14 protein-coding genes are annotated in these 15,577 nt (G+C 67.7%); 6 read left to right on the forward strand and 8 right to left on the reverse strand.

What is annotated here, in order from left to right:
- The first annotated feature begins 9 nt into the window (after positions 1 to 9).
- Both KXD97_RS03880 and KXD97_RS03885 read left to right on the forward strand, forming a co-directional pair.
- Positions 10 to 1,122, forward strand: coding sequence for a pyridoxal phosphate-dependent aminotransferase (locus KXD97_RS03880; RefSeq protein WP_260757826.1), 1,113 nt, complete (start codon positions 10 to 12; stop codon positions 1,120 to 1,122).
- Positions 1,110 to 2,285, forward strand: coding sequence for an MFS transporter (locus KXD97_RS03885; RefSeq protein ID WP_260755547.1), 1,176 nt, complete (start codon positions 1,110 to 1,112; stop codon positions 2,283 to 2,285). The genes KXD97_RS03880 and KXD97_RS03885 overlap by 13 nt, the downstream gene beginning before the upstream one ends.
- A gap of 262 nt (positions 2,286 to 2,547) precedes the next feature.
- Here KXD97_RS03885 and KXD97_RS03890 read toward each other — a convergent pair whose 3' ends face one another.
- Positions 2,548 to 2,781, reverse strand: coding sequence for a hypothetical protein (locus tag KXD97_RS03890; RefSeq protein WP_260755548.1), 234 nt, complete (start codon positions 2,779 to 2,781; stop codon positions 2,548 to 2,550).
- Between the two features lie 596 nt (positions 2,782 to 3,377).
- Between KXD97_RS03890 and KXD97_RS03895 the strand changes: the two genes are divergently transcribed.
- Genes KXD97_RS03895 through KXD97_RS03905 form a run of 3 tightly spaced genes read left to right on the forward strand, consistent with a single transcriptional unit; the run spans position 3,378 to position 6,830 of the window.
- A complete protein-coding gene (locus KXD97_RS03895) occupies positions 3,378 to 4,079 on the forward strand; it encodes a hypothetical protein (RefSeq protein WP_260755549.1) in 702 nt (233 codons plus the stop codon).
- 1 nt (position 4,080) lies between these two features.
- Positions 4,081 to 5,475 (forward strand): xylulokinase, encoded by a 1,395-nt coding sequence (locus tag KXD97_RS03900; RefSeq protein ID WP_260755550.1) that lies wholly within the window; start codon positions 4,081 to 4,083, stop codon positions 5,473 to 5,475.
- Positions 5,476 to 5,534: 59 nt separating this feature from the next.
- Positions 5,535 to 6,830: an HNH endonuclease signature motif containing protein gene (locus KXD97_RS03905; RefSeq protein ID WP_260755551.1), complete on the forward strand. Its 1,296-nt coding sequence runs from the start codon at positions 5,535 to 5,537 to the stop codon at positions 6,828 to 6,830.
- On the opposite strand, the gene KXD97_RS03910 is transcribed toward KXD97_RS03905, so the two are convergent.
- The 3 genes from KXD97_RS03910 to KXD97_RS03920 are packed head-to-tail and all read right to left on the reverse strand — an operon-like array spanning position 6,811 to position 10,819.
- Positions 6,811 to 8,721, reverse strand: a complete 1,911-nt coding sequence (locus KXD97_RS03910; protein WP_260755552.1) for an acetoacetate--CoA ligase — start codon at positions 8,719 to 8,721, stop codon at positions 6,811 to 6,813. The genes KXD97_RS03905 and KXD97_RS03910 overlap by 20 nt on opposite strands.
- A complete protein-coding gene (locus tag KXD97_RS03915) occupies positions 8,706 to 9,452 on the reverse strand; it encodes a 3-hydroxybutyrate dehydrogenase (protein WP_260755553.1) in 747 nt (248 codons plus the stop codon). The genes KXD97_RS03910 and KXD97_RS03915 overlap by 16 nt, the downstream gene beginning before the upstream one ends.
- Positions 9,449 to 10,819 (reverse strand): MFS transporter, encoded by a 1,371-nt coding sequence (locus tag KXD97_RS03920; RefSeq protein WP_313901345.1) that lies wholly within the window; start codon positions 10,817 to 10,819, stop codon positions 9,449 to 9,451. The genes KXD97_RS03915 and KXD97_RS03920 overlap by 4 nt, the downstream gene beginning before the upstream one ends.
- Before the next feature lie 69 nt (positions 10,820 to 10,888).
- Here KXD97_RS03920 and KXD97_RS03925 point away from each other — a divergent pair, with 69 nt between their 5' ends.
- Positions 10,889 to 11,842 (forward strand): LysR family transcriptional regulator, encoded by a 954-nt coding sequence (locus tag KXD97_RS03925; protein ID WP_260757828.1) that lies wholly within the window; start codon positions 10,889 to 10,891, stop codon positions 11,840 to 11,842.
- Positions 11,843 to 11,929: 87 nt separating this feature from the next.
- Here KXD97_RS03925 and hsaB read toward each other — a convergent pair whose 3' ends face one another.
- From hsaB to hsaA, 4 genes are read right to left on the reverse strand one after another with little or no spacing between them, the layout of a single operon-like run.
- On the reverse strand, positions 11,930 to 12,496 hold the full coding sequence (hsaB, locus tag KXD97_RS03930; protein ID WP_260755554.1) for a 3-hydroxy-9,10-secoandrosta-1,3,5(10)-triene-9,17-dione monooxygenase reductase subunit: 567 nt from the start codon (positions 12,494 to 12,496) through the stop codon (positions 11,930 to 11,932).
- Between the two features lie 32 nt (positions 12,497 to 12,528).
- Entirely contained in the window at positions 12,529 to 13,431 is a 903-nt protein-coding gene (gene hsaC, locus KXD97_RS03935) for an iron-dependent extradiol dioxygenase HsaC (protein ID WP_260755555.1), read from the reverse strand.
- Positions 13,428 to 14,342, reverse strand: a complete 915-nt coding sequence (gene hsaD, locus KXD97_RS03940) for a 4,5:9,10-diseco-3-hydroxy-5,9,17-trioxoandrosta-1(10),2-diene-4-oate hydrolase (RefSeq protein WP_260755556.1) — start codon at positions 14,340 to 14,342, stop codon at positions 13,428 to 13,430. Before hsaD ends, hsaC begins: the two co-directional genes overlap by 4 nt.
- The gene (gene hsaA, locus KXD97_RS03945; protein ID WP_260755557.1) at positions 14,342 to 15,526 is read right to left on the reverse strand and encodes a 3-hydroxy-9,10-secoandrosta-1,3,5(10)-triene-9,17-dione monooxygenase oxygenase subunit; all 1,185 of its coding nucleotides are present in this window, start codon (positions 15,524 to 15,526) and stop codon (positions 14,342 to 14,344) included. The genes hsaD and hsaA overlap by 1 nt, the downstream gene beginning before the upstream one ends.
- Between the last annotated feature and the right edge of the window lie 51 nt (positions 15,527 to 15,577).

Here is a 15,577-nt window from a genome sequence, read left to right on the forward strand (position 1 = left end):
TTCTATGTGATGGACGTGTGGCTGGCCGCAGCCGAACGCCAGCGCACCCATGGTGACCTGGTGAATCTGTCGGCCGGCCAGCCCAGCGCCGGGGCTCCGTCGGCGGTCCGCGACGCGGCCGTCGCGGCGTTGCACCGCAACGATCTCGGCTACACCGTCGCGCTGGGCATTCCTGAGCTGCGCGCCGCCATCGCCGATTCGTACTCGACGCGGCACGGACTCGCGGTCGATCCCGGCGACGTCGTGGTGACGACCGGGTCGTCGGGCGGGTTCCTGCTGGCGTTTCTGGCCTGCTTCGACGCAGGGGACCGGGTTGCCATCGCCAGCCCCGGCTACCCGTGTTACCGCAACATCCTGTCGGCGCTGGGCTGCGAGGTCGTCGAGCTGCCCTGTGGGCCCGAGACGCGGTTCCAGCCGACGCTGCAGATGCTGCAGGACCTCGCTCCTCCGGTGGCCGGCGTCATCGTGGCCAGCCCGGCCAACCCGACCGGCACGGTGATCGCGCCCGAGGAACTCGCGGCGATCGCGTCGTGGTGCGAGTCTTCGGGGGTGCGCCTGATCAGCGATGAGGTGTACCACGGGCTGGTCTATCCGGGTGCGGCGCAGACCAGCTGCGCATGGCAGACCTCCCGGGAATCCGTTGTGGTGAACAGTTTCTCGAAGTACTTCGCGATGACGGGGTGGCGCCTCGGTTGGCTGCTCGTACCGGACGAGCTCAAACGTGCGGTGGACCGCCTGACCGGCAACTTCACCATCTGCCCACCCGCACTGCCGCAGATCGCCGCCGTGTCGGCGTTCACTCCCGAAGCCGTCGTCGAAGCCGAATCGCTGCTGCACGGCTACGCCGCCAACCGCGCGCTGTTGCTGGACGGTCTACCCAAGATCGGCATCGACCGGCTGGCCCCTGCCGACGGCGCTTTCTACGTGTACGCCGACGTGTCTGATCTGACCACCGACTCGTTGTCGTTCTGTTCGAAGTTGTTGGACGACACCGGGGTTGCGATCGCGCCGGGAGTCGACTTCGACACCGTGCGCGGCGGAGCCTTCGTGCGACTGTCGTTCGCCGGTCCGTCCTCGGACCTCGACGAGGCGCTGCGCCGCATCGGGGCATGGCTGGCCTGAGGCCCGCAACTGCGCGGGCGCCGCTGCTGGCCGCCGGTTTCACGACCGCGTTCGGCGCGCACGCCGTCGCGGGCACCCTCGGCACCACCACGACGGGTACAGCGGCTTCGCTGCTGACGCTCGGTGCGCTCCTGGCGATCTACGACGGTGCCGAAGTGGTGCTCAAACCGGTGTTCGGCTCGCTGGCCGATCGGATCGGGGCGCGCAAGGTGCTGATCGCCGGTCTGGTGATGTTCGCGACGGCCTCGGCGGCCTACGCGGTGGCCGACGACACCGCATGGCTGTGGGCGGGACGGTTCGGCCAGGGTATCGGCGCGGCGGCGTTCTCCCCCGCCGCGTCGGCGCTCGTGGCGATGCTCGCCCCGCCCGGCGGACACGGCGGCGCGTTCGGCACCTACGGCTCGTACAAATCCGTCGGCTACACCCTGGGGCCGCTGCTCGGCGGTGTCATCGTCGCGCTGGGCGGTATGCGCTCGTTGTTCGCCGTGATGGCCGTATTGGCGGCTGGCGTCGCGGTGTGGGCCGCCGTCGCGGTGCCGGTGGTGACGCCGCTGCCGCGGCCCCGGCAGACCCTACTCGACACGGTGCGCCGCTTCTCCGAATCATCGTTCGTGACACCGACACTCGCGCTGGCAGCCGCCACTGCGGCGTTATCGGTCGGGGTCGGGTTCCTGCCGGTGTTGGGCACTGCGGCCGGGCTGTCACCGGTCGTCACCGGGGCTGTCGTCTCGGTGCTGGCCCTTACCACCGCGATGGTGCAGCCCGCCGCCGGACGGGCTCTGGACGCCGGGCGCATCACCGTCACCGGGGGCATCACCACCGGGATTGCGGTCACCGCGGTGGGTTTGGCGACCGCATTGATCCCCGGTATGGCGGGCCTTCTGTGCGCCGCGGTGGTCATCGGCGCCGGGTGCGGGCTGATCACTCCGCTGGCGTTCACCATGCTGGCGCGGTCGACACCGCAGGAGCGGCTGGGCCAGACCATGGGGGCCGCCGAGGTCGGCCGTGAATGCGGCGACGCGGCGGGCCCTCTCATGGTGGCGGCCATCGCCGCGGCGGCCGGGGTGCCGTGGGGCTTCATCGGGCTGGCGGCGGTCGTGGCGGTATCGGGGGTGGCGACCCGCGGAGTCAGTCGAGCTCGCGGCCGTACCGAACCTCTCTGACGGATGTATCGCCGATGACCTCGACGCGTGCCGCGCCGTCGAGTGCCGCCCGTCGGATTCATAGAACCTGGCACCTTCGATGCGTTCCATGCCCAACAGCGTCGCTACATGGAAATCGCTGTCCATCAGGTGTTTCCGCGCTGCCACGACCAGCGCGCCGCCCAGACCCGACCGCGAGGATCGCACGGGGGCGGTCCGGCAGCATCCGGTCGAAGGTGTACCGGCCCGCCCGCTGATGATGATGGCGGCGACCCGGCCCGGTCTACACCGAGGAGTACATCTGGCCCGGCGGCTTAAGCGCGAGCAGTTCACTGACGGTGATAAATCGGTAGCCGTCGGACTGCAACCGGTCAATGATGTCCGGCACGGCAGCGCGTGACGCAGCGCGGCCTTCAGCCATAACATGCAGCAAGATGATCGAGCCTGGGCGGACACTCTCTGCGGTGTCCTGCACGATGTGGTCGGCGCTACGAGCACCGACGGAATCTGATTCCACATCCCAGGTGTCCGCATGGCGTCCGTGTCTACCAGAGCGCTACACGCTTGGCACGAATCAAGATCGAGGCGCCCGGCCGAAGGCTCACACAGACCCTGACACAGCAAGCCTGACGTCATTCAAGGTGGCGGCGCAGCTGGGGGATCTCCTCGTCGACGCGGGATCGAGCAGCGTCGGCATCGACACAGCGGGCGGGGCCCTAGATGAGGGTGTCGTCGTCGTCGCACTGGACGGGCGTCAGTGGCCACCAGTCGTTGGAACCGTCGATCGCCGATTACCCTTCGAGGACCCCACAGGCGGCGGCCGAGGCGAGGACGGCGACGACGCCGGTTTCGACAGCACCGGTCGTGGTAGAGGACGTGCGGAAGATAAGCGGTGGGGGGTCACCTGATCGTCGTGCGGGTCGGGTCGGGCACCCACTTCGGCGCGGCTGCGGGCGCCGATGCGCTTGCCAAGTCCCGAAGGAGATCTTTTCCGCACGCTGGGGGCGGCGCTTCGAACGCGGGACGCTGGACTGCAATACAGTCATCGGGAGGCTCCCAACAACAGGAGCTGGTTTTTGTTTCCCGTGCGAACATAAGAGGTGGTCTGCGCCAGTGCCAAGGCTTGATACGAAGGGGTATCGCGGGGTCAGAGACGAGCGAAGCCCGCGGACCGCGACGGCGGGCACCAACACCGACGACGTCCGCCGCCGCAACCTGTCCAGGGTGCTCACGCTGGTGGATCGTCGGCGCTGCGTCAGCCGAGCCGAATTGACCCGTCACACCCGACTGTCGCGCTCCATCACCAAGGACCTCGTCGAAGAGCTGATCGCTCGCGATCTGGTCGAAGAGTCGCCGGCACCGCCGCCGTCTCAGGTCGGTCGCCCCAGTCCTGTTGTGCGGCCGACTGATTCACTACTTGCGCTGTCAGTGGCCCGCGAAGTGGACGCCATCACGATGGGTGTGGTGTCCATGGGCGGCGTCGTCCGTGAGGCGGTGCGGATACCGAACGCCCAGGTGCCGAGCCCTTCGGAAACCGTGCGAACCGCCGACCAGGCGATCGGCCGCATCCGTGACGGCTTGGAGTCGACGGCAGCAGGCAATGTCACTGCGGCAGCGTGGGATGCCTGGAGACCTAGGTGGTCCAGAGGCGGCTGGCAGGACTGTTCGCCGATCTCGACGGACCCGCGCCGTTCCATGGCGGCGCCGCGGGATCTGGTGCGCGTCGTCCCCGCCACGCTGGGTGCGGACACCTTGGTCATCAGGGTGGCCGGGCTGGCTTTCGCCCCTGCACTCGCCGACCCGGGACGGTGCTGACATGACGCTCGTCGCCGGAGTCGACTCATCGACGCAATCGTGCAAGGTGGTCGTCTGCGACGCCGCCACAGGCCGGCCGGTGCGCTGGGCGACGACGCCGCACCCCGGCGGCACCGAGGTCGATCCCGAGTTGTGGTGGGGCGCACTGCAAGACGCGATCACCGCTGCGGGCGGACTCGACGACGTGGACGCAGTCTCTGTGGGGGCACAGCAGCACGGCATGATCTGCCTGGACGACGCCGGCCGGGTGGTCCGAGACGCGTTGCTGTGGAATGACACCCGATCCGCGGGCGCTGCGGCGCAACTCATCGACGAGCTGGGTCGTGCCGCGGCATGGGCCGAGCGGGTCGGCGTCGTTCCGGTGGCTGCCATCACCGCGGCCAAGCTGCGGTGGCTGGCCGATCACGAACCGCGCCATGCCGAGGCCACCGCGGCGGTGTGCCTACCCCATGACTGGCTGACGTGGCGGCTGCGCGGCTCATCGGAGATCGCCGACCTGCACACCGACCGCAGCGATGCCAGCGGGACAGGGTACTTCTCGGCTCGGACCGACACATATCACCACGACCTGCTCGAGCTTGCGCTGCGGGGACGGCGGCCGATGGTGCCCCAGGTGTTGGGACCTTCCGCACCGGCGGGCACGTCGCCGCGGGGCTTCACCCTGGGACCGGGAGCAGGCGACAACGCCGCTGCCGCACTGGGTTTGGGGGCGTCTACGGGCGACTGTGTGGTGTCCCTCGGGACATCGGGCGTGGTGAGCGCGGTGGGTTCCGTCGGTGCGCGGGATCCCGAGGGGATAGTCGCCGGCTTCGCCGACGCGACCGGACGCCAGCTGCCGTTGGTGTGCACCCTCAACGGCGCGCCGGTACTGGCCGCGGTCGCGAACATGCTGCGGGTGGAGTTCGACGAGTTCGACCGGCTCGCACTGTCGGCGCCTGCCGGCGCCGAAGGCTTGGTTCTGGTGCCCTACTTCGAGGGCGAACGCTCCCCTAATCTGCCTGACGCCACCGGCGCCCTCCACGGCGTCACGACGCGTAACTTCAGCTCCGCCAACATCGCCCGTGCCGCCGTCGAAGGATTGCTCTGCTCGATTGCCTTCTGCATGGACAAGATCCGTGAACAGGGAGTCGATGCGCAGCGCATCATCCTCGTGGGAGGCGCGGCCCGATCAGAGGCGGTCCGGCAGATCGCACCGGCAGTGCTGGGTGCGGCGGTGGATGTACCGGCGCCTGCCGAGTATGTGGCGCTCGGTGCGGCGCGGCAGGCGGCCTGGGTGCTCTCCAGGCAGGACGCACCACCGCCGTGGTCGAGCGCAGGCCGCGCGCGATACGAGGCCGACCCAACACCACACGTTCGCGATCAATATGAGATGGCAGCGCCGCTGACCTTGCGATAGATCAGCGGATTTCGGTTGGTGGGGCGGGGTTGTCAGAGGCGCGGGGTAGCGTCGGGTTTATGTTCGAAAGTGTGTTCGATGTCGATTTCGATGTTGATGAGGGGGCGTCGCAGGCCGAGTTGCGGGCGGTGGTCGAGCGGTGTGAGGCGCTGAAGTCGGCCGCCGCCGCCGCCCAGGCCCGCGCGACCGCGTTGTGGGCGGCCAAACGCCGCGCCGCCGAGGACGCCGCCGGGATCCGCGCCGAGCGGCGCGGGAAAGGGTTGGCCTCTGAGATCGCGTTGGCCCGCCGTGATGCCCCGGTGTGCGGGGGCCGCCATCTCGGGTTCGCCCAGGCCCTGGTCGAGGAGATGCCCTACACGTTGGCCGCGCTGGCGTGCGGGGCGCTCTCGGAATGGCGGGCCACCCTGATCGTGCGGGAATCCGCCTGCCTGTCGGTGCAGCATCGCCGCCAACTCGATGAAGAACTGTGTGCCGATCCGTCGCGGTTGACGGGGTGGGGCAACCGCCGCGTGGAGGCCGAGGCCAAGAAGATCACCGCCCGCCTGGACGCCGCCGCGGTGGTGGCACGTTCAGACAAAGCCGCCGCCGATTGTGCGGTGTCGTGCCGGCCGGCCCCCCACACCATGGTCTATGTCACGGTGCGGCTGCCGCTGGCCCAGGGGGTCGGGCTGTATGCGGCCTGCCGGCGGGCCGCCGACACCAGCGGGGACGGGCGCCCGCGCGGGCAGGTGATGGCCGAGACGATCTATGAACGCGTCACCGGGCATCCCGCTGCCGGGCCGGTGCCGATCGCACTGAATCTGGTGATGGCCGATACCACCCTGGCCGGTGATGACGACGAGCTGGGCTGGCTGGACGGGTACGGCCCGGTCCCGGCCGGGTTCTGCCGGGCCCTGACCGCCGATGCGGTTGCTGATGCCCAACCCAAAGCCACCCTGCGCCGGCTCTACCGCCATCCCGACAGTGGGCAGTTGGTGGCGATGGAATCCAGGGCCCGGATCTTCCCGAAAGGGTTGGCGCAGCTGCTCGAGCGCCGCGACCGCACCTGCCGCACCCCGTACTGCAACGCCGTGATCCGCCACCACGACCACGCCATACCCGATCGGGCCGGCGGGCCGACCAGCGCGCGCAACGGGCTCGGGATGTGCGAGGCCTGCAATTACGCCAAAGAAGCCCCCGGCTGGCAGGTCAACACCACCGACACCGACGGTGAGCACACCGCCGAATTCACCACCCCCACCGCAGCGATCTACCGCACCAGCGCACCCCAACTACCCGGCCCACCGGTCCGCCGCCGCCTCAGCCTCCTCGAAGGCAAACTCACCATCGACCTCATCACCTTCGACGCCGCCTGACATACCAGTCGAGCAACGCGGGGTCATCGACCGCGCTGCGCTCGACGACCTTCGCCGGGTCCCCGCCCTGGAACAGCTTCTTGATCGGGACCTCGAGCTTCTTTCCGGTGCGAGTGTGCGGAATCGCCGGCGCGACGATGATCTCGTCGGGAACGTGACGCGGCGACACCTCGGTGCGAATGATGCCGTTGATGCGTTCACGCAGGGAGTCCGTGAGTTCGACGCCCTCGGCGAGCACGACGAACAGCGGCATCCAGTACCCGCCGTCGGCTTGCTCGGCACCGATCACCAGTGCTTCGGCCACCTCAGGAAGGCTCTCGACGGCCTGGTAGATGTCGGCGCTGCCCATCCGGATGCCATTGCGGTTGAGGGTGGAATCGGAACGGCCGTGCACGATCACGCTGCCGTGCTCGGTGAGGGTGATCCAGTCACCGTGCCGCCACACGCCCGGGAAGGTGTCGAAATAGGCTGCGCGGTAGCGGCTTCCGTCGGGGTCGTTCCAGAACGCGACCGGCATCGACGGCATCGGCTTGGTCACGACGAGCTCTCCGACCTCACCTCGCACCGGGTGTCCCGATTCGTCCCATGCGTCAAGCGCGACACCGAGATACGGGGCCGACAGCTCGCCCGGCCACACCGGCACGGTGCGGACGCCGCCGATGAACGCCGACACCACGTCGGTGCCGCCACTGATCGAGGCGACCTGCGCGCCCACGTGATCGCGCAGCCACAGCGACGACGACGGCGGAAGCGAGGAACCGGTGATCCCCACGCATCGCAGTGCCGAAAGATCGTGCGTGCGACCTGGTTGGACATCGGCCTTGATGCAGCCGAGAACGTAACCGGGGCTGGTGCCGAGCACGGTGGCTCGAACTCGGGCGGCGATGTCCCACAATGAATCTGGTTGCGGCACGTTCGGACTGCCCTCGTAACAGACGATGGTCGCACCCACCAGCAGCCCCGCGACCTGGAAGTTCCACATCATCCAGCTCGGGCTCGTGTACCAGAAGAAGGTGTCGTCGCGCCCGATGTCCGACTGCAGCGCCACGGCTTTGAGATGTTCGAGCACCACCCCGCCGTGGCCGTGCATGATGCCCTTCGGCAGACCGGTGGTGCCGGAGGAGAACAGGATCCACAGCGGATGCTCGAACGGCACAGCGACCGGGTCGAGCGCACCGTCGCTGCGTTCGGCGAGATCTGCGGCGGAGAACGTCGCCTCCAATGTCGGGAGACCGGCGGCCACGGCCTGCACGTCGTCGCGCTTGTCGCGGTACTTCCCGCCGAACACGTAGCCGTCTGCCGCGACCAGCACCTTCGGCTCCAGCTGGCCCAGCCGGTCCAACGCGGCCTTGGCGGAGTAGTCCTGACCGCAAGCACTCCACACCGCGCCGACGCTGGCCGTCGCGAGGAACGCGATCACCGCCTCGGGGATATTGGGCAGGTAGCCCACCACACGGTCCCCGGCCCCGACCCCGACGGCCCGCAATCGCTCGGCGAATGCCGTGGTGCGTCCCAGCAGTTCGGCCCACGACACCTCGCGGTCGGGCCCGTCCTCACTGACGTGGATGATTGCCGGCCGATCGGTACGCGCGTTGCGCACGACCTGGTCGACGTAATTCAGCGAGGTGCCCGGAAACCATCTGGCGCCGGGCATCTCCGAGCCTTCGAGCACACCGTGGTGCTCACCGAGGTCGAAGTAGTCCCACAGCGCACCCCAGAATGCCTCGATGTCGTCGACCGACCACTGCCACAGCGCGTGGTAGTCGGCGAAGGTCCGTCCGGTGCGCTGCTCGACGAATCGCGTGAACGCCGTGACCTGCGCCCGGGCGATGTCCTCGTCGGTGGGTTCCCACTGCGCCGCATCGGTCGTCACCGTCACCGCGCGCTCCATCCGCCGTCCATCGTGTACGACGCTCCGGTTACCATGCCCGCCACGGGCGATGCCAGCCATGCGACCAACGCACCAACCTCCTCCGGCTCGACGAGACGCTTCACTGCGCTCTCCTTGAGCAGGATGTCAGATACCACCTGTTCTTCACCGATGTTGTGGGTCCTGGCCTGGTCGGCGATCTGCTTGGTCACCAGTGGGGTGCGCACATAGCCGGGGTTGATGCAGTTGCTCGTGACGCCGTGCGGACCGCCCTCCAGCGCCGTCACCTTCGACAGACCTTCCAGCGCGTGCTTGGCGGTCACGTAGGCGACCTTGAACGGCGATGCACGCAGCCCGTGGATCGACGAGATGTTGATGACACGCCCGAACTCGTTGCGGTACATGTGCGGAAGCGCGGCCCGGATCAAGAGGAACGGCGCCTCGACCATCAACGTCAACATCGCGCGAAATTTGTCGGGAGGGAACTCGGTGATCGGATTGATGTTCTGTATGCCGGCGTTGTTGACCAGGATGTCGACGTCCAACGCCAGGTTCGCCAGCGCGTCGACGTCGAGAAGGTCTAGCGCCCAGGCGGTTCCGCCGATCTCCTCTGCGACGGCCTTGGCGCCGGCGTCGTCGATGTCGGCCACGGTGACCGTGACGCCCTGATCGGCCAGCGCCCGCGCGCATGCGGCGCCGATGCCGCCCGCGCCGCCGGTGACCAGCGCGGTGCGGCCACTGCGCTCACTCATACCAGCCCCGCCTTGGCCAGCTGTTCGCGGTCGGCTTCGTCGAGCGAGTGCAGATCGATGCCATTGGTCTCCCGGGTGAACCACGCCGCGACGAGCGTGATCACCGCGGCGCCGGCCAGGTAGATGGCGATGGGCACCCAGGTGCCGAACCTGTCGAGCAGCCAGGTGGCGATCGCCGGTGCCAGCGAACCGGCGACGATGGATGTCACCTGATAACCAAGGGACACACCCGAATACCGCATCCTGGTCGGGAACATCTCGGCCATGATCGCCGGCTGGGGAGCGTACATCAGGGCGTGGATGATCAGGCCGAGGATGACCGCTCCCATGATCATCAGATAGTCGCCGGTGTTCATCATCGGGAACGCGAAAAAGCCCCACGTGGCCGCCAGAGTCGCGCCAACGATGTACACCGGCCGCCGCCCGTACCGGTCGGCCAGTCGACCCACCTGAGGAACCACGATGAAGTGCACCGCGTGCGCCGCCAGCAGGTACCAGAGGATGTCGCTGGTGTCAGTGCCCACGTGGGTCTTCAGGTAGACGATGGAGAACGTCACCACGAGGTAGTACATGATGTTCTCCGCAAAGCGCAGTCCCATCGCGGTGAAAACGCCGCGGGGGTAACGCTTGAGCACCTCGACCACGCCGTAGGACACGGACTTGACCCGCTCGACCTCTTCCTGCGCGGCGACGAAGATGGGCGCGTCGGTGACCTTGGTCCGGATGTAGTACCCGATCAGCACCACCACCGCCGACAGCCAGAACGCCACACGCCAGCCCCAGGACAGGAACGCCTCCTCGGACAGCACCCCGGTCAGCACCAGCAACACGACGGTCGCCAGCATGTTGCCGACCGGCACGGCCGCCTGCGGCCAACTGGACCAGAACGCGCGTTCCTTGTTCGGGCTGTGTTCGGCGACGAGCAGGACCGCTCCACCCCATTCTCCGCCGACCGCGAAGCCCTGCAGAAATCGCAGAGCAACCAGCAGGATCGGCGCCCACACCCCGATCTGAGCGTAGGTGGGCAGACAGCCCATCAGGAAAGTCACGGCACCGACGAGCAGGATCGCGAACTGCAACAGCTTCTTGCGGCCGTACTTGTCGCCGAAGTGCCCGAACACGATGCCGCCCAGCGGTCGCGCGACGAATCCGACGGCGTAGGTCAACAGCGCGGCGATGAGCCCGGCCGCCTCGCTCGTGCCCTCGGCGAAGAACACCTTGTTGAACACCAGGGTCGCCGCGGTGGCGTACAGGAAGAACTCGTACCACTCGACGACCGTGCCGGCCATGGAGGCGACGACCACCCGTTTGAGCCCCGTCGTGATCGAACCCGTCTGGTCCGGCGTCCCGTTTTGTTGCGTGCTCATCGCACACCCCTCCCTTGTGATGGCCACCACAGACGACAGTGAGTATTCATGCAGCTACCCCGCCCAGCAATGGCCAAAACCGCACCACGCATCTGCGAAAATGCAGAGATGCCGTCGCCCGCCCGTCGCCCCAGTGCCGACGACCTGCTGGTCCTGCTGGCGGTCGGCCGGACCGGCCGGTACACGACGGCGGCCGACGAACTCGGACTCAACCACACCACGATCAGCCGCCGGATCGCCGCTCTGGAGCGTGCCATGGGCGGGCGGGTGCTGGCGCGGGTCGGCGGCGGCTGGGAGCTCACCGACCTGGGCCGGGAAGCACTCGCTGCGGCTGAGGCCGTCGAGAACGCGGTGCGGTCGCTGGCCACAGACGCGACCGGACGGCGGGCACTGGAAGGGGTGGTGCGGATCTCGGCCACCGACGGGTTCTCTGCCTACATCGCGGCGCCGGCCGCCGCCACGGTGCAGCGCAGCCACCCGAAAGTCGCCGTCGAGATCGTGGCCACCACCCGCCGCGCGACCCAGCAACGGTCGGGAATGGACATCGAGGTGGTGGTCGGCGAGCCCAAGGTCCACCGAGCCGAGGCACTGCGGCTCGGCGACTACTGCCTGGGCCTGTACGGCTCTCGCGACTACCTGACCGAGCACGGCGGGCCGACCGACGTGGACCACCTGCAGCACTTCCCACTCATCTATTTCATCGATTCGATGCTGCAGGTCGACGACCTGGACCTCGCGACGAGCTTCGCCCCGTCGACCATGAGGGAGTCGGTCACGTCGACCAACGTGTTCGTGCACGTCGAGGCCACCCGGGCGTCAGCCGGTCTGGGTCTACTGCCGTGCTTCATGGCCGACCGGCACCCCGACCTGGTGCGCGTGCTGCCCGACCACGTGTCGATCAGGCTCGCCTATTGGCTGGTCACCAGGGCCGAGACACTGCGTCGTCCCGAAGTCGCCGCGGTCGTCGACGCGATCCGGGACCGGGTGCGTGAGCAGCACGATGTGCTGCTCGGCCGGGGCTGACGTCGACCGGGGAGTTATCCACAGGTGTTATCCCCAGTGTGGATGAATCACATGCGTGTGATTCATCCGCGCGGCGCAGCGGTCGGCCTAGAGCCAGGTGTCGTCGGTGGTGGCGGTCAGGAACGCTTCAAGGTCGTTGCGCCAGTCGGCCGGGGTGTTCTTCTCGGGCTCGATACCGGTGTACTGCCCCTGGTAGAAGAGCAGCGGCCGCGGCTTCTTGGTCGGGATGTCCGACAGTGAGTGCACGGCGCCGAACACCACGAAATGGTCACCGCCGTCGTGCACCGAGTGCACTGTGCAGTCGATGTGGGCAAGATTGCCGGTGATGACCGGCGAGCCGAGCTCGGACGGCGTCCAGTCCATGCCGGCGAACTTGTCCGGCTCCCGGGACCCGAAACGGGCCGACACGTGCTGCTGGTCCTCGTGCAGGACGTTGACGCAGAACCGGCCGCTGGCCTCGATCGCCGCCCACGAACGCGAGAGTTTCGTCGGGCAGAACAGCACCAGCGGCGGATCCAGCGACAGCGCCGCGAACGACTGGCAGGCGAAACCAACGGGCTGGTCCTCGTGCACCGTCGTGATCACCGTGATACCCGTGCAGAACTGGCCGAGCACATTACGGAAGGTGCGGGGGTCGATCGCAGGCTCGGACACCGGTGCTTGATCTCCCGCGTCAGCGCTCGACACTAGTCCTTGAAACCCACGCTGAAGTCGTGGCCCCACAGCGAGACGGCGGTGCTCTCCCGAGCGACCCAGTTGCTGTCGTCGACTTCGAGCCCTTCACAACCGAATTCGATGTCGAACCCGCCGGGGGTCTTCATGTAGAAGGACAGCATCTTGTCGTTGACGTGACGCCCCAGGGTGGCCGACATCTTCACCTTGCGCCGCAGGGCGCGGTCCAGGCACAGGCCGACGTCGTCGGAGTTCTCCACCTCGACCATCAGATGCACGATGCCACTGGGCGTTTCACCCGGCATGAACGCCAGGCTGTGGTGACGTGGATTCACCCCGAGGAAGCGCAGCCACGCAGGCGCTCCGTCTGCGGGCCGGCCCACCAGTTGCGGCGGGAGTTTCATCGAGTCGCGCAAGTAGAAGCCCAACACGTCGCGGTAGAAGCGCAGCGTCTCGGCGTCGTCCCGGGTGGTCAGCACGACATGGCCGAGTCCCTGCTCTTCGGTGACGAAGTTGTGGCCGTACGGGCTGACCACCCGACGGTGCTCCAGCGCGACCCCGTGGAACACCTCCAGGGTGTTGCCCGACGGGTCGTCGAAGGTGATCATCTCGTCGACTCGCCGCTCGGCCAGCTCGGCGGCCGTGGCCTCCTTGTACGGAGTGCCCTCGATCTCCAGCCTCTTCCGGATGTCCTGCAGCTGCGCGGCGTTCGCCGTTTCCCAGCCGGAGACCAGCAGCCGGTCGTGCTCACCGGGCACGATCACCAGACGCGCCGGAAACTCGTCCATGCGCAGGTACAGGGCACCCTCGGTGCTCCCGGAACCCTCCACCATGCCGAGCACCTTGAGGCCGTACTCGCGCCAAGCAGCGACATCGGTGGACTCAATGCGCAGGTAGCCCAGGGAACGGATGCTCATGACTTTGCCTCCTTGGCTCCGCCGTTGAGAAAGTCGATGGTCAGCTTGTTGAACTCGTCGAACTTCTCCAGTTGCGCCCAGTGGCCGCACTGGCCGAACACGTGCAGTTGCACCCGCGGAATCTGCTTGAGCGCCACCAGAGCGCCATCGAGCGGGTTGACCCGGTCCTCGCGACCCCAGATCAGCAGCACCCGTTGACGCAGCTTGTACACGTCGCGCCACATCATGCCCAACTCGAAATCAGCCCCGGCGAACGACTTTCCCATCGCCTTGGTCGCGGCCAGCGATTCCGGCGTGCTCGCGATCCGGAACCGCTCCTCGACCAGTTCGGGGGTGATCAGGCTCTGGTCCCAGACCATGATGCGCAGGAACTTCTCGATGTTCTCCCGCGTCGGTTCGGCGGCGAACTTGCCGAGCAGCTTCACGCCTTCGGTCGGGTCCGGCGCGAACAGGTTGACACTCAGGCCCCCGGGACCCATCAGCACCAGCCGGCCGGCCCGCTTGGGGTTGTCCAGCGCGAACCGCACAGCGGTGCCACCGCCGAGCGAATTACCCACCAGCGCAGCGCGTTCGATACCGAGATGGTCGAACAGGTTCAGCAGCGCGGTCGCGCTGTAACGGTTGTACTGCTCGTGCTCGGTGTGCTTGTCGGAGTGCCCGTAGCCGGGCTGGTCGACGGCCAGCACGTGAAAGTGCTGGGCGAGCACCGGGATGTTCTTCGAGAAGTTCGACCAGCTCGACGCACCCGGACCCCCGCCGTGCAACAGCACGACCGTGCCTGCCGTCTCGCGGTGCACGGCGCCGGCCTCGTGGTAATGCAGGCGCATGTCCTCACGGACCTGTGCGTAGCGCGAGGTCGACTCGAACGTGATCTCCTGCTGCTGAGCAGCTTCCGCGGCGAATGACGTCATCACACCATCGTGTCCTGCGGCGGCAGGCCGAACGCGTCGTTGCCGAAGATCAGGTACGCGCGCTCGGGCTCGTTGGCCGCGTGCACCCGGCCGGCGTGGGCGTCACGCCAGAACCGCTGCACGGGCTGATCGAGCTGCAGCGCGGTGGCACCGGAGGCCTCGAACAGCAGGTCGATCGACGCGATCGCACGTGCGGTGGCACGGACCTGGTCGCGCCGGGCCGCCGCACGTAACGAGAACGGGATCTCCTCGCCGGCCTGGAGTAGCCGATACTCGTCGCGGACGTTGCCGATCAGCTGACGCCAGCCGGCGTCGATGTCGCTGGCGGCCTCGGCGATGCGGATCTTCGCGAACGGGTCGTCCTTGGACTTCTCCCCGGCGAACGCCGCGCGGACACGCTTGCCCTGGTGCTCGACGTGGGCTTCGTAGGCGCCGTAGGCCATTCCCATGATCGGGGCGCTGATAGTCGTGGGATGCATTGTGCCCCAAGGCATCTTGTACACCGGCGCCGTGTTCGTCCGGTAGCCGCCCGCGGTGCCGTCGTTCATCGCCTTGTACGACAGGAACCGGTGGCGCGGGACGAAGACGTCCTTGACCACCACGGTGTTGCTACCGGTGGCCTTCAGGCCGACAACGTTCCAGACGTCGTCGATGCGGTAGTCGGTGCGCGGGATCAGGAAGCTGCCGAAGTCGACCGGCTTGCCGTCCTTGATCACCGGTCCGCCGAGGAATGCCCAGGTGGCATGGTCACAACCCGATGACCACTGCCAGGCCCCGCTGACCAGGTAGCCGCCGTCGACGACGGTGCCCGCACCCATCGGCGCGTACGACGACGACACACGCACCGTCGGATCACTTCCCCACACGTCTTCCTGGGCCTGCTGGTCGAACAACGCCAGATGCCAGTTGTGCACCCCGATGATCGACGACACCCAGCCGGTGGATCCGCACGCGCTCGCGATACGTCGGACGGCCTCGTAGAAGATCGTGGGATCACACTGCAGGCCGCCCCACTGCTCGGGCTGGAGCAGCTTGAAAAAACCGACCTCATCGAGCTCGGTCACGGTCTCGTCGGGCAGTCGGCGCAACTCTTCAGCGGCTTGGGAACGCTTGGCGATCCGCGGCAGCAGGTCGTCGATACCGGCGAGAACCGACTGCGCGTCGCGCTGTTCAATGGACGTCACTGGTGTGCCTCCCGAGGCGTGCGAAGTAACCTACAAGAGATTAGAACACGT

The sequence above is a fragment of the Mycobacterium sp. SMC-8 genome (genome assembly GCF_025263565.1).
In the GTDB taxonomy this organism is placed as follows: Bacteria; Actinomycetota; Actinomycetes; order Mycobacteriales; family Mycobacteriaceae; genus Mycobacterium.